The 21,336-nt window shown below is 73.8% G+C and carries 15 protein-coding genes and 1 tRNA gene; 8 read left to right on the forward strand and 8 right to left on the reverse strand.

Annotated features, from left to right (window positions below; translation table 11 throughout):
* Positions 1–105: 105 nt before the first annotated feature.
* Entirely contained in the window at positions 106–1,065 is a 960-nt protein-coding gene (locus ACP4IX_RS01500) for a D-2-hydroxyacid dehydrogenase family protein (protein ID WP_426517076.1), read from the reverse strand.
* 31 nt (positions 1,066–1,096) lie between these two features.
* Positions 1,097–1,172 (reverse strand) — tRNA-Arg (locus ACP4IX_RS01505).
* A gap of 321 nt (positions 1,173–1,493) precedes the next feature.
* On the opposite strand from ACP4IX_RS01505, the gene ACP4IX_RS01510 reads away from it, so the two are divergent.
* The 7 genes from ACP4IX_RS01510 to ACP4IX_RS01540 all read left to right on the forward strand — a co-directional run bounded on the left by ACP4IX_RS01510 (position 1,494) and on the right by ACP4IX_RS01540 (position 11,023).
* Positions 1,494–3,101: a dynamin family protein gene (locus tag ACP4IX_RS01510; RefSeq protein ID WP_426517078.1), complete on the forward strand. Its 1,608-nt coding sequence runs from the start codon at positions 1,494–1,496 to the stop codon at positions 3,099–3,101.
* 3 nt (positions 3,102–3,104) lie between these two features.
* A complete protein-coding gene (locus ACP4IX_RS01515; RefSeq protein ID WP_426554507.1) occupies positions 3,105–5,366 on the forward strand; it encodes a GTPase in 2,262 nt (753 codons plus the stop codon).
* Positions 5,367–5,680: 314 nt separating this feature from the next.
* Positions 5,681–6,154, forward strand: coding sequence for a single-stranded DNA-binding protein (locus tag ACP4IX_RS01520; protein WP_426517082.1), 474 nt, complete (start codon positions 5,681–5,683; stop codon positions 6,152–6,154).
* Between the two features lie 261 nt (positions 6,155–6,415).
* Positions 6,416–7,822, forward strand: a complete 1,407-nt coding sequence (locus ACP4IX_RS01525; protein ID WP_426554508.1) for a TQXA domain-containing protein — start codon at positions 6,416–6,418, stop codon at positions 7,820–7,822.
* Positions 7,823–8,262: 440 nt separating this feature from the next.
* Entirely contained in the window at positions 8,263–9,927 is a 1,665-nt protein-coding gene (ettA, locus tag ACP4IX_RS01530) for an energy-dependent translational throttle protein EttA (RefSeq protein ID WP_426517086.1), read from the forward strand.
* A 2-nt stretch (positions 9,928–9,929) separates the two neighbouring features.
* The gene (locus ACP4IX_RS01535) at positions 9,930–10,340 is read left to right on the forward strand and encodes an acyl-CoA thioesterase (RefSeq protein ID WP_426517088.1); all 411 of its coding nucleotides are present in this window, start codon (positions 9,930–9,932) and stop codon (positions 10,338–10,340) included.
* Complete coding sequence (locus tag ACP4IX_RS01540) at positions 10,337–11,023, forward strand: hypothetical protein (RefSeq protein ID WP_426554509.1); 687 nt, start codon at positions 10,337–10,339, stop codon at positions 11,021–11,023. The genes ACP4IX_RS01535 and ACP4IX_RS01540 overlap by 4 nt, the downstream gene beginning before the upstream one ends.
* Positions 11,024–11,062: 39 nt before the next feature.
* Here the strand turns inward: ACP4IX_RS01540 and ACP4IX_RS01545 are convergent, their stop codons facing one another.
* Positions 11,063–11,476, reverse strand: coding sequence for a globin (locus tag ACP4IX_RS01545; protein WP_426517092.1), 414 nt, complete (start codon positions 11,474–11,476; stop codon positions 11,063–11,065).
* A 76-nt stretch (positions 11,477–11,552) separates the two neighbouring features.
* Here ACP4IX_RS01545 and ACP4IX_RS01550 point away from each other — a divergent pair, with 76 nt between their 5' ends.
* A complete protein-coding gene (locus ACP4IX_RS01550) occupies positions 11,553–12,527 on the forward strand; it encodes a methyltransferase domain-containing protein (protein ID WP_426554510.1) in 975 nt (324 codons plus the stop codon).
* A 15-nt stretch (positions 12,528–12,542) separates the two neighbouring features.
* Here the strand turns inward: ACP4IX_RS01550 and ACP4IX_RS01555 are convergent, their stop codons facing one another.
* From ACP4IX_RS01555 to ACP4IX_RS01575, 5 genes are all read right to left on the reverse strand, one after another.
* A complete protein-coding gene (locus tag ACP4IX_RS01555) occupies positions 12,543–14,150 on the reverse strand; it encodes an FHA domain-containing protein (protein ID WP_426554511.1) in 1,608 nt (535 codons plus the stop codon).
* Between the two features lie 48 nt (positions 14,151–14,198).
* The gene (locus ACP4IX_RS01560) at positions 14,199–15,581 is read right to left on the reverse strand and encodes a vWA domain-containing protein (RefSeq protein ID WP_426517261.1); all 1,383 of its coding nucleotides are present in this window, start codon (positions 15,579–15,581) and stop codon (positions 14,199–14,201) included.
* A gap of 126 nt (positions 15,582–15,707) precedes the next feature.
* Positions 15,708–17,075: a PP2C family serine/threonine-protein phosphatase gene (locus ACP4IX_RS01565; protein ID WP_426554512.1), complete on the reverse strand. Its 1,368-nt coding sequence runs from the start codon at positions 17,073–17,075 to the stop codon at positions 15,708–15,710.
* Between the two features lie 3 nt (positions 17,076–17,078).
* Positions 17,079–19,946 (reverse strand): tetratricopeptide repeat protein, encoded by a 2,868-nt coding sequence (locus ACP4IX_RS01570; RefSeq protein WP_426554513.1) that lies wholly within the window; start codon positions 19,944–19,946, stop codon positions 17,079–17,081.
* A 22-nt stretch (positions 19,947–19,968) separates the two neighbouring features.
* On the reverse strand, positions 19,969–21,303 hold the full coding sequence (locus ACP4IX_RS01575) for a hypothetical protein (protein WP_426554514.1): 1,335 nt from the start codon (positions 21,301–21,303) through the stop codon (positions 19,969–19,971).
* Between the last annotated feature and the right edge of the window lie 33 nt (positions 21,304–21,336).

The raw sequence follows: 21,336 nt of genomic DNA on the forward strand, positions 1-21,336 counted from the left end.
CCGGGGCAGACGTCGTACCGGCGGCCCCGGGGCAGACGTCGTACCGGCGGCCTCGGGGCAGGCGTCGTACCGACGGCCCCCGGGGCAGGCGTCGTACCCGCGGCCTCAGGGCAGGCGGCGTACGGGGGAGCCCGCGAGGTAGGCCCGGATCGCCTCGACCGCCTGGCCGTAGTACGTGGCGTAGTTGGCGCGCGAGACATAGCCGAGGTGCGGGGTGGCGAGCAGGCGCGGGGCGGTGCGCATCGGGTGCCCGGCGGGCAGCGGCTCGCTGTCGAAGACGTCCACGCCCGCGCCGGCGATCCGGCCCCCGTGCAACGCGGCGAGCAGGGCGTCCTGGTCGACGATCGCCGCGCGCGAGGTGTTGACCAGATAGGCGGTCGGCTTGAGCAGCGCCAGTTCGGCGGGGCCGAGCAGACCGCGGGTGCGGTTGCCGAGCGCCAGGTGGACGGAGACGAAGTCGGAGACCCGCAGCAGCTCCTCCTTGGAGGGGGCGGGTTCGACGCCGACCTCCTCGGCGCGTTCCCGGGTGAGGTTCTGGCTCCACGCGCTCACCCGCATGCCGAAGGCGAGACCGACCTGCGCCACCCGGCTGCCGATCTTGCCCAGGCCCAGCAGCCCGAGCCGTTGACCGTGCAGGTCGGCGCCCACGGTCTGCTGCCAGGGCCCGCCCTCGCGCAGCGCGTTGCTCTCCTGGACGACACCGCGGGCCAGGCCCAGCAGCAGGGCCCACGTGAGTTCCACGGGCGGGGCCGAGGAGGAGGCCGTACCGCATACGGTGACGCCGTGCGCGTCGGCGGCGGCGTAGTCGATGACGCTGTTGCGCATGCCGGAGGCGACGATCAGTTTCAGCCGGGGCAGCCGGGCGATCAGTGACCCTGGGAACGGCACGCGTTCGCGCAGCGTGACCACGATGTCGAACTCGGCGAGCGCCGCGGCGAGGGCGTCCTCGTCGTCGAAATGGGTGTCGAAGGACACGACGTCCACGTCGTCCGCGACCGGGGACCAGTCGGCGCTGTCGGTCGCCACCCGCTGGAAGTCGTCGAGCACCGCGCAGCGCAGTCGCACGTCGTCCGGTCCCTCCCGACAGAACGGGCAGTGGCGCCCCCGGCAGGACTCGAACCTGCGGCCAAGCGCTTAGAAGGCGCCTGCTCTATCCACTGAGCTACGGGGGCCTGGTGTGGTGGCCTCGGTCGTGGTGCCCGGGTGTGGGCTGATCCGTGACGGTGCCGGGGACAAGGATAGGGCTCCCGGCTCCATGTCCCTGCTGCTTCACCTCCGTGGCTCGATGTGGAGGTTCAGTGAAGCGATCCCGATAATCGCAGGCAGGTACGAATCCTGCATCGCTTTTGGCGTCTCACGCATCGGGTGTTGTGCACTCGTTATGCCTGGAGTCGCCTCACGTCCCAGTAGTCCCTTCCGTCCGAAGTGTCCGGTCGGCGCGCAGGCATGCTCATATGCTTCAGAATTCCCCTGAAATTGGGCATTCTTCACATGTGGTGACCTTGGACGTACGGCCTCAGCTGCTCGACGCACTCTCCGCCCTGCGCGACCGTGTCGCGGCCGCACGCTTCCCGCTGCCCCTGCCGGGGGCCCCACGCGCGCGTGCCAACCGCGACGAACTGCTCGCACAGCTCGACGACTACTTGGTGCCCCGGCTGAAGGAACCCGAAGCGCCCCTGCTGGCCGTCGTGGGCGGATCCACCGGCGCCGGGAAGTCCACGCTGGTGAACTCCCTCGTGGGGCGGCGGGTCAGTGAGGCCGGGGTGCTGCGGCCCACCACCCGGACGCCGGTGCTCGTGTGCCATCCGGAGGACCACCACTGGTTCAGCGGCATGCGGGTGCTGCCCGACCTCACGCGCGTGTGGGTGCCCCACCGGGATCCGGACGACGACCTGCTCCTGCCGGGCGAGAAGCCCGCGCGCGTGCTGCGCGTCGAGACCGCCGACACCCTGCCGCCCGGCATCGCCCTCCTCGACGCACCCGACATCGACTCCCTCGTCGCCGACAACCGGGTCCTCGCGGCCGAACTGATCTGCGCCGCCGACATCTGGGTGATGGTCACCACGGCCGCCCGGTACGCCGACGCCGTGCCCTGGCACCTGCTGCGCACCGCCAAGGAGTACGACGCCACCCTGGTCACCGTGCTCGACCGGGTGCCCCACCAGGTGGTGGCCGAGGTGTCGCGGCAGTACGGGGCGCTGCTCACCAAGGCCGGGCTCGGCGAGGTCCCCCGATTCACCGTCCCCGAACTGCCCGAGTCGGCGTGGGGCGGCGGGCTGCTGCCGGCCACCGCCGTGGCGCCGCTGCGGTCCTGGCTCGTCCACCGGGCGCAGGACCTCGACACCCGGCACCACACCATGGCCCGTACGGCGCACGGCATCCTGGACTCCCTCGCATCCCGGATGCCCGAACTGGCCGGCGCCACCGCCGCGCAGTACGCCGCCGCGCTGCGGCTCACCGCGGCCGTCGACGGCGCGTACGACGCCGAGCACGCGCGCGTGCGGGGGAGGTTGCAGGCGGGGGCCGTGCTCGCCGGGGACGCGCTGAAGCGGTGGCGGGCCTTTCCCCTCGACTGCTCCCCCGAGGAACTCCTCGACTCGCTGGTCGAGAGCCTGAGCGCGCTGCTGCTGTGCGCCGTCACCGCCGCCGACGAACGCGTCGACGACGCGTGGCGGCGCGAACCGGCGGCCGCCGCACCGGAACTCGCGGACCGCGCCCCGGCGACGGAGAGCGCCGAGCACCGCATCGGGATGGCCGTACGGCGCTGGCGGCGGGAGCTGGAGGAGTACGCCGAGGAGGAGGTGCGCGAACTCGACCGGAGCATGGCACCGGACCCGGGGGTGGTCGCCGCGCTGGTCGCCACCGTGCTGCTGGGCGGGCGGCGCGCGCGCAGCGCCGGGGAGCGGCTCGCCGAGCGGATCGGCGCCCACGGTGCGCTGCGGCTGCGCGACCGGGGCGGGCGGCTGCTCGACGAACAGGTGGACCGGGTCATGCACGTCGAGCGCGAGCGCCGACTGGCACCGCTCGACGGGCTGGAAGTCCATCCCGAGCCGCAGGCCGAACTCATCGCCGCGCTGTCCGTACTGCAGAAGGAGAGGTGACCGGTGACCGCCGTCACTGACCAGGACCCCACCGAGCACACCGACCACACGACGGAGGAGGCAGGCCGGGCAGGGCCCGGAGGCCGAAGAGGTCAGGGGGGCTGTGGAAGGCAGGGAGGTCAGGGAGGCCGGGGAGGTCAGGGAGGTCAGGGGGGCGAGGCGGGGCCCGGGCAGGCAACCCGTGCGCAGGGCCGCGCGAGCGAGCGCGCACCCGGCCCTCAGCCACGCGTGCAGGACAACGCCGCGTCCCCCCGTACGTCCCGGGACCGCGACCGCGACCGCGGTGACGAGCGCAGGGACCGTACGGAGCGCAGGGACCCCGCGGAGCGCGGGGACCCCACCGAGCGCAGGGATCCCACGGCGGACAGGGGCCGTACGGAGGGCGCGGCCGGCCGTGATCGCGCGGCGGGTCCGGAGCGCGCGGCCGGCGGTTCGTCCGGGTCCGATTCCGGCTCCGGGTCCGATTCCGGCTCCGGGTCCGATTCCGGCTCCGGGCCCGATTCCCGTCCCGTTCCCGATTCCCGTTCCGTCCCCGGGGCCGGTTCCGGGGCCGGGGACGGAGGAGGCGCCTGGGGCGACGGGCTGATCGCGCGCCGGGTGGACGAGAACGCCGGGGCGGAGCAGTTCGCCGTGGTGCCGAGCAGGCCCGCCGGTTCCTCGGCTCTGATGCCGCTGGCGTACGACGGACAGCTCAGGTCGCGGCTCGACGCGCTGCGCGAACTGGTGGGGCTCTCCCGTACCCGGCTCGACAGCGGGACACTGGCCGAGGCGGGCCGGGTCCTCGACGAGGCCGCCGCGCGGCGCAGGCTCTCGGGGCAGCACACCGTCGTCGCCATCGCGGGCGCGACCGGCAGCGGCAAGTCGCAGCTGTTCAACACGCTCGCCGGGGTGACGATCTCCGAGACGGGCGTTCGCCGGCCGACCACCGCGGCGCCCATCGCGTGCAGTTGGAGCGACGGCGCGGCCAGCCTCCTGGACCGGCTGGGCGTCCCCGGCCGGCTGCGCCGCCGCCCGCTGCAGCACCCGGACGCCGACTCGCCGCTGCGCGGGCTGGTCCTGATCGACCTCCCCGACCACGACTCGGCGGCCGTGCAGCACCGCGAGCAGGTGGACCGCATCCTGGCACTCGTCGACGCCGTCATCTGGGTCGTCGATCCGGAGAAGTACGCCGACGCCGTGCTCCACGAGCGCTATCTGCGGCCGATGGCCGGCCACGCGGAGGTGACCTTCGTCGTCCTCAACCAGGTCGACCGGCTGCCCGGGGAGGCCGCCGAACAGGTCCTCGACGACCTGCGGCGGCTGCTCGACGAGGACGGCATCGCACTCGGGGAGTACGACGAACCCGGTGCGACCGTGCTCGCCCTGTCCGCGCTCACCGGGGACGGCATCGGCGAACTGCGCGACGCGCTCGGCGAGTTCGTGGCCGAACGGCAGGCTCCGGCGCGCCGGATCGCGGCCGACGTGGACGCCGCCGCCTGGCGCCTGCGTCCCGTGTACGTCACCGGGCGGCGGACCGGGCTCAGCGAGGAGGCGCGGGAGGAGTTCGCGGACCGGCTCGCGGACGCGGTGGGGGCCACCGCCGCCGGCGAGGCCGCCGAACGGGCCTGGCTGCGCAACGCCAACCGCGCGTGCGGCACACCCTGGCTGCGGCTGTGGCGCTGGCACCACGACCGGCGCGAACCTCCCACGGGCCGGCTCTCGCTGCGCGCCCAGGCGGACGAGGAGGCCACCGCCCGTCAGCGCGTCGAGCAGGCGGTGCGCACGGTGTCCGACCGGGCGTCGGCCGGGCTGCCCGCGCCGTGGGCGCAGGCGATGCGCGAGGCGGCCGTCCGGGGCGCCCAGGGGCTGCCGGAGGCCCTCGACGAGCTGGTGGTGCGCACGGGGCTGCCGCCGGGGCGTCCGCCGCGGCCGGGCTGGTGGCCGGTGGCCGTGCTGGCCCAGGCGTCCATGACCCTCCTGCAGGTGGCGGGCGGCCTGTGGCTGCTGGGCCAGATCGTCGGCTTCCTGCCGCCGAACCTGGGCGTGCCGGTGCTGCTGATGGTGGCCGGCATCGTCGGCGGACCCCTCATCGAATGGAGCTGCCGCATCGCGGCGCGCGGACCGGCACGACGCTACGGCCACGAGGCGGAACGCCTGCTGCGGGAGGCGGCCGCGGGATGCGGCCGGGCCAGGGTTCTGGATCCGCTGGCGGCGGAACTGCTGCGGTACCGGGAAGTGCGGGAGCAGTACGGGCGGGTCGCGGGGGTGGGAACCACGGCGAGGTAGACGTAGGCGCCGGGGTGTCGGGGCGCTGGGGCGCTGGGGCGCCGGGAGGGGTGACGGGCGGGCGGAGGCGGTCGTCCGCCCGGGGAGCCCGGCCGCGGGACGGCCCCGGGGGACACCCGTCGGGGTGGCGGAGTTCTCCACAAGCGAGGTGACGGTCCACAGCCCTCGGCGGGCCCGGTCCGGGCGGGGCAGTCTGGCGGCGCGGCGATCGCGACGGACGCGGTCGTCACGGGCGGCGGCGGTGCGCGGGAACGTGACACCGCCGCGCCGGACGCAGCCGTACGGGACGGCCCGTACGGGAGGGAGGACTCGCGATGAACGAGACGATGATCTGCGCCGTGGGCAACGTGGCCACGCGGCCGGTGTTCCGGGAGCTGGCGAACGGACCGTCGGCGCGGTTCCGGCTGGCGGTCACCGCGCGCTACTGGGACCGGGAGAAGAGCGCGTGGACGGACGGCCACACCAACTTCTTCACGGTGTGGGCCAACCGACAGCTCGCCGCCAACGCCTCGGCGTCGTTGGCGGTGGGCGAACCCGTCATCGTGCAGGGCCGGCTGAAGGTGCGCACGGACGTGCGCGAGGGGCAGAACTGGACCTCCGCGGACATCGACGCGGTGGCGATCGGACACGACCTCGCACGCGGCACGGCGGCGTTCCGGCGCACCGGAAAGGCGGAGACGGCGGTCTCCCCACCGCAGCCGGAGCCCACCTGGGAGACACCGGCCGGGGAGCCGGACGGCACGGACACCACCGAACAACGGCCGGAACCCGCCGCAGCGGTGGCGTGAAGCCGACGGTCCGCCGGAACTGACCGAAGTGCGGCTTATCGACGAGTACGTGCCGGACGAACCCGGGTGGATTTGTCGATAAGCCCTGCTCACAAGCCTGTTGGCGATAACGATTCCGATTCGGATCACCGTGTGGACGAACATCACCGGCAACCACGGTGCGTCACGTCCTTAGGATGCCGAACGAGCCCCAAGGGGCTGGTGATTCTGCTGGTGGGACCGTGCCCCCCACGTCAACGGTCCTGCTCGAAGGGGTATTTGGTGTTTTCTTCGCTCGCTGCGCTGCCTCTGCCCGGCCGAAGGGCGGTGCGACTCGCCACCGCGGCACTGGTGTCCGCGTTCGCCGCCGCGGGTGTGGTGACCGGCGCCGGACCGGCCGCCGCCGCCCAGGAGGCGGCGGCGCAGGGGCAGGGCGGGGCGACGGCCACCATCGGAGGCCTCAAGGCGCACGGCGTCGCGGTCGTCCACGGGGCGGACGGCGCCCAGGAGGTGCCGGCCGGCCTGTTCGAGATGTCCGTCGAGGGCGGCGGCATGCTGCAGACGTACGGCGTCGACGTCCAGAACCCGACGCAGAAGGACGCCAAGTACCACGAGACGCCCTGGAGCGGCACGTCCCTGGGACCCAACAAGGACGCGGGCCGCATCCGCTGGATCCTGCAGAACTCCTACCCCCAGGTCAACGACCTCGCCGCGCTGGCGAAGAAGGCGGGCGTCCGCGGCGGACTCACCGAGCAGGAGGCGGCGGCCGGTACGCAGGTGGCCGTCTGGCGCTATTCGGACGACACGGACGTCGAGGCACTCGATCCCCAGGCCGAGCGGCTCGCCGACTACCTGGAGAAGACGGCCCGCGTTCTCGCGGAGCCCGCGGCGTCGCTCTCCCTGGACCCGCCCGTGGTCTCCGGCCGCCCCGGTGAGCGGCTCGGCCCGGTGACGGTGCGCACCAACGCCGGGGGCGCGACGGTGACACCCCCGGTGGACGCCACCGCCGGCGGGGTGCGCATCGTCGACAAGCAGGGCGAGCCCGTCACCTCCGTCACCAACGGCTCCCAGATCTTCTTCGACGTGCCCGAGGACGCGGCGGCCGGCACCGCCGAGCTGACGGTCCAGGCCTCGACCACCGTCCCGGTCGGCCGTGCCTTCGCCTCCGAGAGCCGCAGCCAGGCCCAGATCCTGGCCGGCTCCAGCGAGTCCACCGTCGCGGCGACGGCCACCGCCTCGTGGGCCGACCAGGGCGCGATACCCGCCCTGTCCGCGACGAAGAACTGCGCCGAGGGCGCCCTGGACATCACCGCGGTCAACAAGGGCGACGAGCCCTTCACCTTCGAGCTCCTCGACACCGAGTACACCATCGCGGCCGGCGGGACCCGGACGGTGACCGTCCCACTGCCGGAGGACCGCGCCTACGACTTCACGATCCGCGGCCCGGCCGGCTTCGAACAACGCTTCAAGGGCGTCCTCGACTGCCGCACCCAGAGCGCCGCACTGTCGGACACCACCCGCCCCCTCGGCGAACCGGCCCCCGCCACGGTCATCACCCCCGCCCCGAACCCCAACCTCGCCGAAACCGGCAGCTCCGGGGCGACGCCCCTGATCGGCGGCACGGCCATCGGCCTGGTCGTGATCGGCGGCGCGGTCCTCCTGTTCGTCCGCAGGAAGAGCGAACAGTGACAGCCGGACAGCCTTCCGTACGGCGGGAGCGTCCTCGGCCAAGCGCCTCTGCCTGCCCGGAGGACGGGTACTGGCCGCACGGCTGAGGCCGGTGGCGCCCAGCGGGACAGGCTTCACGAGGCACGGGCCGTGAGCTCCGGGAACGAGCTCTGGCCGTCCGCGTCGAGGAAGAGGAGAGGACGTTCCGCGGTGCCGGCCAGGGCAGCACCGTAGCCCGGTGCGGCGGGGGCGCGGCGCCCTCGGGCCGGGCCGTCCCTGGGACGCGCGAGGGTGCCCGAGGCCGGTCGGCGGCGACCGGCAGTGACAGGTGAGTCCCGGGCGGCACCCGAGAAACCCCAGGTCAGAGCCCCCGCGCCGAACGCGTTTCCTCCCAGGGGTGGCGGTGCGGCAAGATGGGGTGTATCTGCCCACTGCCTGATCAAGCTGCCGGACGGTTTCTCTTGGCTGAGTACATTTACACCATGCGCAAGGCGCGCAAGGCGCACGGCGACAAGGTGATCCTCGATGACGTCACCCTGAGCTTCCTGCCCGGCGCGAAGATCGGCGTGGTCGGACCGAACGGCGCCGGTAAGTCGACCGTTCTGAAGATCATGGCGGGGCTGGAGCAGCCGTCGAACGGCGACGCGTTCCTGTCGCCGGGTTACACGGTCGGCATCCTGCTGCAGGAGCCCCCGCTGAACGAGGAGAAGACCGTCCTGGAGAACGTCCAGGAGGGTGTCGCCGAGGTCAAGGGCAAGCTCGACCGGTTCAACGAGATCGCCGAGCAGATGGCGACCGACTACTCGGACGCCCTGCTCGAGGAGATGGGCAAGCTCCAGGAGGAGCTGGACCACGCCAACGCCTGGGACCTCGACGCCCAGCTGGAGCAGGCCATGGACGCGCTCGGGTGCCCGCCCGGCGACTGGCCCGTCGTGAACCTCTCCGGTGGTGAGAAGCGCCGCGTCGCGCTCTGCAAGCTGCTGCTGGAGGCGCCCGACCTGCTGCTGCTCGACGAGCCCACCAACCACCTCGACGCCGAGTCGGTGAACTGGCTGGAGCAGCACCTCGCCAAGTACGAGGGCACCGTCGTGGCCGTGACCCACGACCGGTACTTCCTGGACAACGTCGCCGGGTGGATCTGCGAGGTCGACCGCGGCCGCCTGCACGGCTACGAGGGCAACTACTCCAAGTACCTGGAGACCAAGCAGACCCGCCTCAAGGTCGAGGGCCAGAAGGACGCCAAGCGCGCCAAGCGGCTCAAGGACGAGCTGGAGTGGGTGCGGTCCAACGCCAAGGGGCGGCAGGCCAAGTCCAAGGCCCGGCTGGCCCGCTACGAGGAGATGGCCGCCGAGGCCGACAAGATGCGGAAGCTGGACTTCGAGGAGATCCAGATCCCGCCGGGCCCGCGCCTGGGCAACGTCGTCGTCGAGGTCAACAACCTCACCAAGGGCTTCGGGGACAAGCTCCTCATCGACGACCTCAGCTTCACCCTGCCGCGCAACGGCATCGTCGGTGTCATCGGCCCCAACGGCGCCGGCAAGACCACCCTCTTCAAGATGATCCAGGGCTTCGAGGAGCCGGACTCCGGGAGCATCAAGGTCGGCGACACCGTCAAGATCTCCTACGTCGACCAGAGCCGCGAGAACATCGACCCGAAGAAGACGCTCTGGGCCGTCGTGAGCGACGAGCTCGACTACATCAACGTCGGGCAGGTGGAGATGCCCTCGCGGGCGTACGTCTCCGCCTTCGGCTTCAAGGGACCGGACCAGCAGAAGGCGGCCGGGGTGCTCTCCGGCGGTGAGCGCAACCGGCTCAACCTCGCGCTCACCCTCAAGCAGGGCGGCAACCTGCTCCTCCTCGACGAGCCGACCAACGACCTCGACGTCGAGACCCTCGGCAGCCTCGAGAACGCGCTGCTCGAGTTCCCGGGGTGCGCCGTGGTCGTCTCCCACGACCGGTGGTTCCTCGACCGCGTCGCCACGCACATCCTCGCCTACGAGGGCGAGTCCAAGTGGTTTTGGTTCGAGGGCAACTTCGAGTCGTACGAGAAGAACAAGGTCGAGCGGCTCGGCGCGGACGCCGCACGCCCGCACCGGGCCACCTACAAGAAGCTGACCCGGGGCTGATCTTGCGGCACATCTACCGCTGCCCGCTGCGCTGGGCGGACATGGACGCGTACGGCCACGTCAACAACGTGGTCTTCCTCCGCTACCTGGAGGAGGCCCGTATCGACTTCCTGTTCCGCCCGGAGAAGGACTTCAAGCAGGGGTCCGTGGTGGCGCGCCACGAGATCGACTACAAGCGGCAGCTCGTCCACCGGCACCACCCGGTCGACATCGAGCTGTGGGTCACGGAGATAAGGGCCGCCTCCTTCACGCTCACCTACGAGGTCAAGGACGGCGACCAGGTCTACGTCCGCGCCTCGACGGTGATCGTGCCGTTCGACTTCGAGACGCAGCGGCCCCGCCGGATCACCGAGGAGGAACGCGAGTTCCTCCGGGAGTACACGGACGACAAGGAGGGGGCCGTCGCCGCATGACGGTGCTCCATCTGGCCGACGAGGGGGAGGCCGCGGATCTCGCGGGCTTCCTCTCCCGCCTGCTCCACTACGACCGTTCGGCGGCGGTGCGCCTGCAGGCGGCCGGCACGGCCCTCGCCGTCTTCGGCCGGCCGCCCTCCTTCGACGTGCTGGCCGTGCGTGCGGTGCGGCTGGCCAAGCCGTACGAGAACGGACTCGACGTCACGCTGGACGTGACCGTGTCCGCCGGTGAGCTGCTGGAGACGGTGGGCGAGCCGACGGCGACAGCCGGCGTTCCGGGCGCGGTGACCGGGCCTCCGTGGGCCGGGGTGCTGCCCCCGCGCGGCGGCTGGCGGCCCGATCCGGGGCTGCCCGCCCCGGACGACCTGCGCGCGCTGGTCGCCGCGGCGGTGGCGGAGTTCCGCTCCCGCACGGCACAGCTGCCGCCCGAGCGGCGCACCCGGGCGGAGCTGGACCGGATCGGGCGGGAGATGTGGTCCCGGACGGTCGGGGACACGGCGCTGCCGGTCCGGGCCGTGCACGCCGCCCAGTCACTGGGGTTCCTGCGCCCCACCGGGGCGTCCGGAGCGGACGACGCCCCGAAGCTGTTCTCCTCGGGCGCGTGGCTGCGGCTGCGCACGCCCTACGGATCCGTCGCCCTGCGCCGGGCGGGGACCGGGGCGCTGGGCATCAGCGTGCGCTGACCGGCCCCGGCGGCCCGCAGCCCCCGGGCAGGCCGTCGGTCAGTCCGGGGTGTTGACCATCGAGGCCGCCGCGTACGTCAGGTACTTCCACAGCGTCTGCTCGTGCTCCTCGGAGAGCCCCAGCTCGTCGAGGGCGACCCGCATGTGCTTGAGCCAGGCGTCGTGCGCGGCCCGGTCGACGACGAAGGGGGCGTGGCGCATCCGCAGCCGCGGGTGGCCGCGGTTGTCGCTGTACGTCGTAGGGCCGCCCCAGTACTGCATCAGGAAGAGCGCGAAACGCTCCTCGGCCGGGCCGAGGTCCTCCTCCGGGTACATCGGCCGCAGAAGCGGGTCCTCGGCCACTCCCTGGTAGAAACGGTGGACGAGCCGACGGAAGGTCTCCTCCCCGCCGACCTGCTCGTAGAAGGTCTGCTCCTGCAGCGTGCCGCGCCGAATCTCGTTCACGTCGTCCATGGTCTCAGACGCGTGGACATAGGACTTGAGGCTTAGGACCTCCCACCGTCCGCCGTCGGGCCCGTACTGTGGAGACATGGGCGGGCACCAGGACCTGGACGGCCTCGCCGCCTCCGCGCGGGCGGAGCTGGTGCGGGAGATCGAGCTGAGCGGCGCCTGGGCTGCCGACCCGGTCTGGCGGGAGACGTTCGAGGCGGTGCCGCGCCACCTCTTCGTGCCGTACTACTACGTCGGCGTCCTGGGGGGCTACGAACGCCGGTGGGGCGAGCACCCCGACCGGGAGGCCCGTGAACGCTGGGTGCGCGGCGCGTACGCCGACGCCCCGCTGGCCACCCGGCTGCGCGACGGCGAACTGCTCTCCTCCAGCAGCCAGCCGTCGCTGATGGCGATGATGCTGGTGGAGCTGGGAGTGAGGGACGGCGACCGGGTCCTGGAGATAGGCGCGGGCACTGGCTACAACGCCGCCCTGCTCGCCCACCGGCTCGGCGACGACGACCTCGTCACCACGATCGACCTGGACGCCGACATCACCGAGTCGGCCCGCCGGCACCTGGCCGCCGCCGGACACCATCCGGCCGTCGTCACCGGCGACGGCGCCCGGGGCGTGCCCGAGCGCGCCCCCTACGACCGGATCCTCGCCACGTGCGCGCTGCCGTCGATCCCGCGTGCCTGGCTGGCCCAGTGCCGCCCCGGCGGCCGGATCCTGACGCCGCTCGCCACCGGCCTGGCCGTCCTCACGGTCCGCGACGCGGAGCACGCCGAAGGGCGCTTCCTGCACACCCCCGCGTACTTCGTGCCACTGCGCGGCGCGGACCGGTCCGAGCCGGAGACGCCGGGCCTCGGCGGTGTCCCGCGCCGGGCCCGGGAGAACGACCTGTTCCGCTTCCTGCTCGCGCTGAGCCGGGGCCGGCTCGACCCGCAGGAGGCGTACGCGCTGTGGGACCGCGAGGACGCCCCGCACCGTGAGCGCTACGGCATCACCGTCAGCGGCGAACGGGCCTGGGCCTGGCTGGACGACCCGGAGGGCCCGTACGCCTGGCCCTTCACCTGACGTACGGAGCGGTGCCTAGCCCCGGCGGACCGTGATCGTCGTCCAGGCGCCGACGTGCACCCGGTCGCCGTCCTGGAGCGGCACCGGCACGAAGGGCTGGATCGGCTCCTCGCCGCCGTTGACCGTGGTGCCGTTCGTCGAGTTTTGGTCGACGACCGCCCAGGTGCCGTCCGGCTGCTGCACCAGCAGCGCGTGCTGGTGCGAGACGCCCGGGTCCTCCGGCGGCACGGCCAGGTCGATGTCGGGGGTGTCGCCGGTGGAGTGCCGGCGGCGGCCGATGGTGATCTGGTTGCCGGTGAGCGTGCGCTGCTGCTCGGGCGAGTACGCGGGCAGGTTCAGACCCGCGGCCTCCGGACCGGAGCGCTGCATCATCGCCATGAAGTAGTCGCGGTCCGGGCCGATCGTCGCCGTCCAGGTCGCCGGCTGCTGGGGCCGCTGCGGCTGCTGCGGCTGTTGGGGCTGCTGGGGGAAGCCGCTTCCGGGCGGGGGCAGCGGGGTCTGGGCCGCGCCGGGCTGCGGGTAGCCGTAGCCGCCGCCCTGAGCCGGGCCGGGGCCGTTCGGGCTACCGGGGCGACCGGGACCGCCAGGGCCGCCAGGGCCGCCGGGGCCCCCACCCGGTCCTCCGTGACCGGTGGACGACGGCGGGGAGAGCACCCAGTCGTCACCGCCGCCGAAGGAGGGGCCGCCCTGCTGCGGCCGGTTGGTCTCCTGGGGGAAGGCCGGCGGGGCCGGGGGTCCGGACTGCTGGTACCCCTGCGGGGCGCCGTTCCCGGACCCGCCGGGACCGGGCGGCGGCGGTACCGGCCGTGACGGGTCGGCACCGAAACCGGGCGGGGCCGGCGGACCGGAAGGCCCGTTCGGGCCGCCGGGGCCGCCAGGGCCGCCGTATGCGCCGGGGCCGTTGGGGCCACCGGGACCACCGGGACCGCCGGGGCCACCGGGACCGCCGGGACTATTGGGACCGCCGGGGCCGTTGGGGTTGAAGGGACCAGAGGGGCCGTTCGGGCCGCCCGGGCCCTGGGGACCGCCGCCCGGGCCCTGCGGACCGCCGCCCGGACCCTGGGGACCGCCGCCCGGACCCTGGGGACCGCCGCCCGGCCCACCGGGGCCACCGGCGGGGCCACCCGGCCCCGACGGACCGCCGAAGGGCGGCGGGCCCGGGGGGATCGGCTCGGCGGGCCGGTTCATCCGGGACGGGCGGGAGCTCTGGTAGTCGTACGAGTCACCGCCGCCGTACGACGGGCCCGCCGACGGCTGCTGGAAGTGCGGCGCCGGGCCGCCGGGCGCCGACGGGCGCGGGGCGGCCGGCGTGTACGAGGTGGCCGTGTTGGTGAGGAAGTTCCACCGGCACTCCTCGCAGAACGGTGCCCCGCCCTCACGCGGCGTGCGGCACTGCGGGCACAGCTGCGGCTCGGCGCCGGGAGCACCGGGACCGCCGCCCGGGCCACCGGGACGACCGGGACCGGCGCCGGGGCCACCCGGACCGGCCGGCGGCGGAAAGCCGTAGCCGCCGCCCGGGGGCGGGGGCGGAGGAGGGGGCGGGACGGCACCGGCCATGCGGTGACCGCAAACCTCGCACCAGTCGTCGGAACCCGACTGGTGTCCGTTCGGGCAGGTCGGCATGTCGGTGCTTCCCTCTCTTGCGGGCTTGTGGAGCGTGGTCGTCCTGCGTCACTTCTTTACACGAACAGTCTTCGTCGACCGGGTCTCGAGAGTCATCTCGTCGGCCTCCTCGACCTTCGCTTTCAGTCGCACAGTACCTGCCGCCGCGTCGACCACGTCCACCACCTTCGCAAGCAGTTTCGCCGTATCGGCGTTTCCGGAGACCCCGGCGAGCTGAACCGCACGACCCAGTTTGGCCGTTGCTCCGTCGATGTCTCCCGCTTTGCGCAGATCCAGACCCTGTTGGATGACCTGTGCCAGTTCGGCCTGCCCGGTGTAGTGGGCGACTTGCGGGTTGATCGACGTGGAGGCGGCCATGTCGTCCGTCCACACGGCCCGTACGAGGCCCTGCGCGCCGAGGCCGCGGGCGCCGCCTCCCCCGCTCCCGGTTCCGCCCGGGGGCCAGGCGCCCCGGGGCTCGGGGACGACCAGGGAGACGCGGGCGGCCAGCATCTCCTGGCCCAGGTTCGCGGCCGGGACCTCCACGCAGACGTGGTAGTCGCGGGACTCGTCGCCCCAGGACCCGGTGGGGTAGTCGCCGGAGCGAGGACCCGCCTCGGTGCGGCGGCCGGTCAGCTCCTCGACGGTGGGCGCGACCTGCTTGACGAACTTCACCGTGGTGCCGACCGGCGTCCACAGGCGCAGGGCGACGTCCGCGACCTCCTTGCCCATGGCCGCCTCCATCATCCGCGTGAAGTCGGCGGCGAGGCCGGACGGGTCGGCGACGATGTCGGCGGTGCCGAGCAGGGCGGAGGCGATGCCTGTGACTTCTTTCACTTCCCAGTCGGTGCCCACGCCACGGGCGTCACAGGTGAACCGGCCGGCACAGGAGTCGAGCGCCGCCCTGAGGTCCTCGGGCGACTCGTGCTCGTTGCGGCCGTCGGTGAGCAGGATGCCGTGGCGGATGGCGACGTCCGCGGTGGACAGCAGCCGGTCGGCCAGCCGCAGCCAGGTGCCGATGGCGGTGCCGCCGCCCGCGCTCAGCCGGCGCAGCGCCTGCTTGGCCTGCTCCCGGGTGGTGGCGTCGGCGACCGCGAGCCGGCCGCCGCCCGGGTAGACCTCCCTGGCCACGTGCGTGCCGTCGACCACCGTGAAGTGCACACCGTCGCGCAGGGTGTCGATCGCGGCGGCCGTCGCGTCGCGGGCGTTGCGCATCTTGGTGGGCGGGTAGTCCATCGAACCCGAGCAGTCGACCATGACCGCCACGGCCGCCGACGGGCCCTGGCCCGGTGAGTACAGGTGGGGCGCGGCCACCGCGCTCCCGATCGTGCCGCCGCCGGTCGCGGTGACCGTCACGATGGCGTTGACCTCACGGCCGCCTTCGGGCAGGTACTCGTTCTGGTAGACGTCCACCGAGAACTGCGGCACGTTCGACTTCGAGAAATTGGCCATGCCGGTTCGCATCCCCCTCTACGTCCCCACGGTGGTGGGGTGACGGCTGCTGGCGCGGACCGCCCCCTGCGGCCCGCGGGAGCGCCCCCGCGTGCGCACCCCTCCCCGTGTACCCGGGCGGGGGCCTCAGGCCGATCCTGCCCCCTGCGGCGGTGCGGGGAACGGCAGGAGGGCCACTGTTACGTTGTCGTGGCCCCCGCCGTCCAGGGCGTGACCGACGAGCACACGGGCGCTGTGCAGCGGGCGGGTGGCCGCGTCGAGGGGCACGACCTCGGCCATCTCCTGCGCCGACTCGGCGTAGTTCCACAGGCCGTCCGTGCAGACCACGACGACACCCGGGCGGTCCGGCTTGAAGGACGCGGTGTGCGGCTCCAGTTCGTAGGCGTCGGCGCCGAGCCAGCCGGTGATCGCGTGGGCGCGCTCGTCGGCGTACGCCTCGGCCTCGCTCATCAGGTTGGCGGCGACCATCTGCGCGGCCCACGAGTCGTCCTCGGTGAGCCGGGCGGGCGGTGTGCTCCGGTCGACCGGCACCCAGTAGACGCGGCTGTCGCCGACCCAGCCGACGACCAGCAGGCCCGCGGTCACCACGGCGCCGACCAGCGTGCAGGCGGGCGCGTTCTGGTGGGGGGCCTGCTCGCGGGCGGTGGCCGGTTCGTCCGCCAGCGCGTTGACGGCGTGCGAGGCGGCGACGATGGCGTCGTGCATGGCCTGCTGCGGGTGCGTGCCCCGGGGCAGGGCGGCGAGCAGCGACTGGCCGGCCGCCCTGGACGCGGCCAGCGAGGCGTCGTCGGGACGGGTCGCGGAGGACACGCCGTCGCAGACGATCGCCACGGTCGCGGGGGCGCCGTCGGGCAGCGCGGTGCAGCCGACGGAGAAGGCGTCCTCGTTGCGGTGGTGGCGCAGGCCGCGGTCGCTGACCGCGGCGACGGGCCCGGACTCCTGCTCCATGTGGTCGCGTTCGCGGGGCTGGGCGTGTCCGCAGATCTCGCAGTAGCCGTCGTCGTCGACCCGGCCCGCGCGGCAGGCCACGCACACCTTCACGTCGGCGGCCGGCGCGGCCGGCACCGGCACGGCGGCCAGCCGGGGGTCGGGCGCCTGCAGCGGGTACTCGTCGGGCTCCCGCGCGGGGTCGGCACCGTCGAACCGCTCGCCGGCCGCGGCCGGCCGCGGCGGTGCCGCCGGCCTCGGCGGTGCCGTGGGCGGTGGCGGCGGGGGGCCGCCCCAGCCGGTGTCCGGCATTCCGGCGGCCGGGTGCGCCGGTGCGGCCCGGTCGAAGCCGTTCGAGTCCGGGGTTACGGGCCGGTCCGCACCGTCCGGCGGCGGCGCCGGGGCGGGCACCGAGCCGTTGACGGCGACCGCCGGGCTGTCCTCGGGCCGCGCGGGGACGGCGGACAGGTCGTATCCGCAGGCACCGCAGAAACGGTCACCCGACTCGAGGGGTTCCTCGCAGCTCGGGCACTTCGGCACGGCGGCCTGCTGGGGCATCTGCGACATCAACTACACCCACGTTCGGGGGCGGTAACGATTGGCACGTTCCACCAGGTCGATTCTCTCCTCGCCGCCCCGCGCCAGCCGGGCCAGCGTGCGGTACGAGCGCTCCAGGCCGAAACGCAGGCCGCGTTCGTCCAGGCTACTGCCGAGCAGCGTCCGGCCCCCGGCGGCAGCGGGGTCCCCCCGCTCGGGCGGAGCCGAGAGCGGGGGAGGGACGGAACCCCGACCTCCGGAGAGTACCCAGTCCAGCGCACATCCGAGGACCTCGGCCGACAGCTGCTCGCGCCGCGCCGGATCCAGACCGTACACGTCCAACGCCTCGACCTGCCGTGCGGCGGCGACCAGATCGTCCAGGAACGCCACGTCGTTCGCGCTCGCCGTGCGTTGCCGCAGCCGTGCCCGTACGGCCGCCACGCGCGCGGCCGTGCAGTGGATGGACGACTCCGGCACCGACTCCAGCGTCCGTACGGCACCGGCCCGGTCGCCGCCGGCGAGCTGGACGCGGGCCAGCCCGAACGCCGCGCTCACATGGCTCGGGTCGGACGACCACACCAGGCGGTAGTACTCGGCGGCGTTGTCGAGCTGCCCCAGTACCTCCGCGCACAGGCCGAGCGCCAGCTTGGGCGCGATCTCGCCGGGGAAGGCGTCGTAGATCGCGTCGAAGGCCAGCGCGGCGCCCTCGTGGTCGCCGGTCGCCAGGGCGGCCAGCCCCCGGTACCAGACGACCCGCCAGTCGTCGGGCCGTTCGCCCTCCAGCGTTTCCAGGGCCTCCAGCGCGCCGGGCGCGTCGCCGTCCTCCAGCCGGGCCCGGATCTGCCGCAGCGTGGTCTCGGTCGACGGCGCGGGCGCGGCGGCCAGCGCGGTCAGCAGTTCACCCGGCGCGGACGCCATGAGACCGGCGAGGAAACCCGCGTTGGGGTCTCCGGCGTCGACCCGGGGCACCGGCAGCGCGAGGGCGGCGACGGGCGCGTCGGCGGGCTTGACCAGGCCGGAGACACCGTCACCGGTCGCGCCCCCGCCCGCGCCTTCCGCGCCCGGCGGCGCGGATCCCGCGCCCGCGCCGCCGGAGTGCTGTCCGAGGTGCGCCGCGCCGCCGGGGGACTGTCCGAGGTGCGCCGACCCGCCGGAGGCTCCGTGCGCTGTGCCCGTCGCGCCGGGGACGCCGAGCCCCCCGCCCGTTCCGCCCGACGTCCCGAGGGCGCCGCCGCCCGTGCCGATGTCCGTGCCCGTCCCGCCGGGTGCTCCGACCGTCGCGCTCGTCCCGCCCGGCAGCGCGGGGCCGGTGCCCGCGCCGCCCGGCCGCCGGGCCACCGCCGCACCGGCGCCGCGCCGCCTCGTTCGGGGCACCCGCGCCCCCAGCCGCGACACGTCGCCGTCCAGCCGGGGGAACAACTCCGTGTCCGTCACCCTGACCTCGGGCCCGAACAGTGTGGACACGGCGGGCCGGGCGTGGCCCGTCTGGAGGGAGACGACCTCGCGCAGCACTCCAGTCAGCTGCTCGGCCATCTCCTGCGCGGAGGCGAACCGGCGGGCCGGATCGGGGTCGGTGGCACGCACCAGCAGCCGGTAGTACGACTCGTACCGCCGGAAGACGTCGATGGTGTCGGGGTCCGGCAGGGAGTCGGCGTAGACGGTGGTGTAGCCCTGGAAGTCGAACGTCAGCACGGCGAGCGTGCGGCCGACGGTGTACAGGTCGGACGCCACGGACGGGCCGACGTCGGCGACCTCCGGCGACTGGTATCCCACCGTGCCGTAGATGGCGGACTCGTCGTCGTCCATCCGGCGTACCGCGCCCATGTCGATCAGCTTGAGCTGGTCCTCGGTCTGGATGGCGTTGTCGACCTTGAAGTCGCAGTAGAGCAGGTTGCGGCTGTGCAGGTGGCCGAGTGCCTCCAGCGCCTCGATGCCGTACGCGCAGGCCTGCTCCACCGGCAGCGGGTCCCGCCTGCCCTCCGGGGAGCGCTGCGCGTTGGCGATCTCCTTCAGCGACTTGCCGCCGACGTACTCCATGACGATGTACCCGTCCAGCGAACCCGTCCGCTGGTCGAGGTGCTCGACGAAGTTGTAGATCCGCACGATGTTGGCGTGCTCGATCTCCGCGAGGAACCGGCGCTCCGAGATGGCCGCCGCCATCGCGTCCTGGTCGCCGGTGTCCAGCAGGCCCTTGAGGACCACCCAGCGGTCGGAGACCGCACGGTCGACGGCGAGGTAGATCCAGCCGAGCCCGCCGTGCGCGAGGCAGCCCACCACCTCGTACTGGCCGTGCACGACGTCCCCGGTCTTCAGCTTGGGCACGAACGAGTACGGGTGGCCGCACTTGGTGCAGAAGCCCTCCGTGCGCCCCGGGCGCTCGCCGCGCGACCGTCCGACCGGCGCCCCGCAGTCCGAGCGTGAGCAGAACCGCTTCCGTTCGGGCACCTCGGGGTTGTCCAGGACCATCGCGCGCGGGTCGGGCCGCGGGACCACCGGGACCTCGACCAGGCCGGCGCCGAGGCGGCCGCGCGCGGAGGAACCGGCGGGGGAACCGGAGCCGCGCACCGACACCGACCGGCTCGTCGACCGGTCCGACACCGACCGCGAGAGGCGTCCCGACACCGAACGCCGGGACTTCGAGGACTGCGACGACCGCGACGACTGCGACGACGTACGGGAGCTGCGGCTGCCGGACCGTGCGCTCCCGCTGCCGGCCGAGCCGCGTGAACCGCGCGAGTCCCGGCCGCCGCCGGTGGTCCCGGTCGGCGTCGAGCCGAACACCGCGGGGGAGGCGACGATCGGCGCGAGCCCGCACGTGTCGCAGTACAGCTCGCCGCCGCCCACGTCCTCGTAGGTGCCGCTGCAGCCGACGTACTGACACGTCCGCTGTGCCTGACTCATGACGCTGCCTCCCCCTCGTCGCTCACGCGCCGGGCCCCGCCCGGTCCACCGGCCCGCCCTGTCCGGGTACGTGCGGCGCGGAGCCGAGCAGTTCGGCCGCCGCGTGCTGGTAGCGCAGCACGGCCTGCCCGGCGACGCGCAGGTCGCAGGGCGCGCTCCACAGCATGCGGCGCGCCTTCTCGTACTTCTCGACCAGCTCGGGGTCCTCGGCGAAACCGAGCCGGGCCATCTTCGCCTTGTACGCGTCGAGCCGGCCGCGCAGCTCGGCCCGGACCGCCAGCGGCGCCGTGACCGCGGTCAGCGACTCGCGGGCGCGCAGCAGCTCGTCCTCCGCCTTCTCCTCCAACGACTCCAGGAGGGGGGACAGGCGGTGCCACTGCGCGTGTCTGCGGTACTCGGCGGCCGCCGCCAGCTGCTCCTGCAGCACGGTCGGCGGCCCGCTGACCACCGGCACCTCCGTCGCGGCGATCTTCGCCAGTACCTCGCCGCGCGCGGTGCGGGCCTCGGCGAGCGTGCGGTCCGCGCGGGAGAGCACGTCCCGCAGCCGTACGATCCGCTGCTCGGCGTCCTGGCGCACGGCCAGTACGGCATCGATCTCGCGGCGCACCTCCTCCAGGGCGCGCGCCTCGCGGTCGTACACCGTGGTGTCCGGCCGGCCGCCGCCGGGTGCCGCACTGCCCTCCGCGGGCAGCCAGAAGGCCAGCGGGTCGGACACCACCTGCTCCCGCAGCCTCGTCAGGGTGCGGGTGATCCGTTCCAGGTCGTCGCCGGCCGGGTGTTCGCCGGGGCGGACGCCCACGGAGTGCGCGAGTTCGCGGGTGCGCCTCAGCTCGGCGGCGAGCAGATCGATCCGCGCGGGCAGCGCCGACCACACCGCGTCGGCGGCGACCACCATGTCGAGGGAGGTCGCGTACAGCTGGTTCATCCGGTCCACCAGCGTCGCCAGCGAGTACCGCTCGCTGAGGCGGCCCGGAGCGCCGTTCAGGGTGGGCGCCGCGGCCGTGGCGGTGGCGCTGCCGGCCACCGTGACGGCCTCGCCGCGCAGCAGTTCGGTCAGCTCGGCCAGGTCCTCGCGGCTGGACCAGCGGCGCCGGGAGCGGATCTCCCTGGCCGTGCGCAGCGCGCCCGTGTACGCGTCGAAGTAGGTCCACAGCAGCGTGATCGACGCCTCCGCGGCGGCCCAGCGCTCGCCGGTCACTCCCGTGAGCTCGGCGCCTTCGAGGAGTCTGCGGCCCGCGTGGTCCTGCAGGGCGAGGAGTGAGGTCTCGACCGCCTCGTGCTCCGCGCCGAGCCGCGCCAGCGCACGGTCCACCTCGTCCCGGTCCATCACCGGCCCGGTGGGTCCCGTGTCGCCCATCGATCACCTCTCGCTGTCGCGGACTCGTGTGTG

It is taken from the genome of Streptomyces sp. WG5 (assembly GCF_049974565.1).
Classification (GTDB): Bacteria; Actinomycetota; Actinomycetes; order Streptomycetales; family Streptomycetaceae; genus Streptomyces.

What these genes read in the sequence shown, in the direction of transcription:
- ACP4IX_RS01520 (WP_426517082.1), top strand. Translation starts at nt 5,681, where the DNA reads ATGAACGAGACGATGATCTGCGCCGTGGGCAACGTGGCCACGCGGCCG.
- ACP4IX_RS01540 (WP_426554509.1), top strand. Translation starts at nt 10,337, where the DNA reads ATGACGGTGCTCCATCTGGCCGACGAGGGGGAGGCCGCGGATCTCGCG.
- ACP4IX_RS01545 (WP_426517092.1), bottom strand. Translation starts at nt 11,476, where the DNA reads ATGGACGACGTGAACGAGATTCGGCGCGGCACGCTGCAGGAGCAGACC.
- ACP4IX_RS01550 (WP_426554510.1), top strand. Translation starts at nt 11,553, where the DNA reads ATGGGCGGGCACCAGGACCTGGACGGCCTCGCCGCCTCCGCGCGGGCG.
- ACP4IX_RS01555 (WP_426554511.1), bottom strand. Translation starts at nt 14,150, where the DNA reads ATGCCGACCTGCCCGAACGGACACCAGTCGGGTTCCGACGACTGGTGC.
- ACP4IX_RS01560 (WP_426517261.1), bottom strand. Translation starts at nt 15,581, where the DNA reads ATGGCCAATTTCTCGAAGTCGAACGTGCCGCAGTTCTCGGTGGACGTC.
- ACP4IX_RS01565 (WP_426554512.1), bottom strand. Translation starts at nt 17,075, where the DNA reads ATGTCGCAGATGCCCCAGCAGGCCGCCGTGCCGAAGTGCCCGAGCTGC.
- ACP4IX_RS01570 (WP_426554513.1), bottom strand. Translation starts at nt 19,946, where the DNA reads ATGAGTCAGGCACAGCGGACGTGTCAGTACGTCGGCTGCAGCGGCACC.
- ACP4IX_RS01575 (WP_426554514.1), bottom strand. Translation starts at nt 21,303, where the DNA reads ATGGGCGACACGGGACCCACCGGGCCGGTGATGGACCGGGACGAGGTG.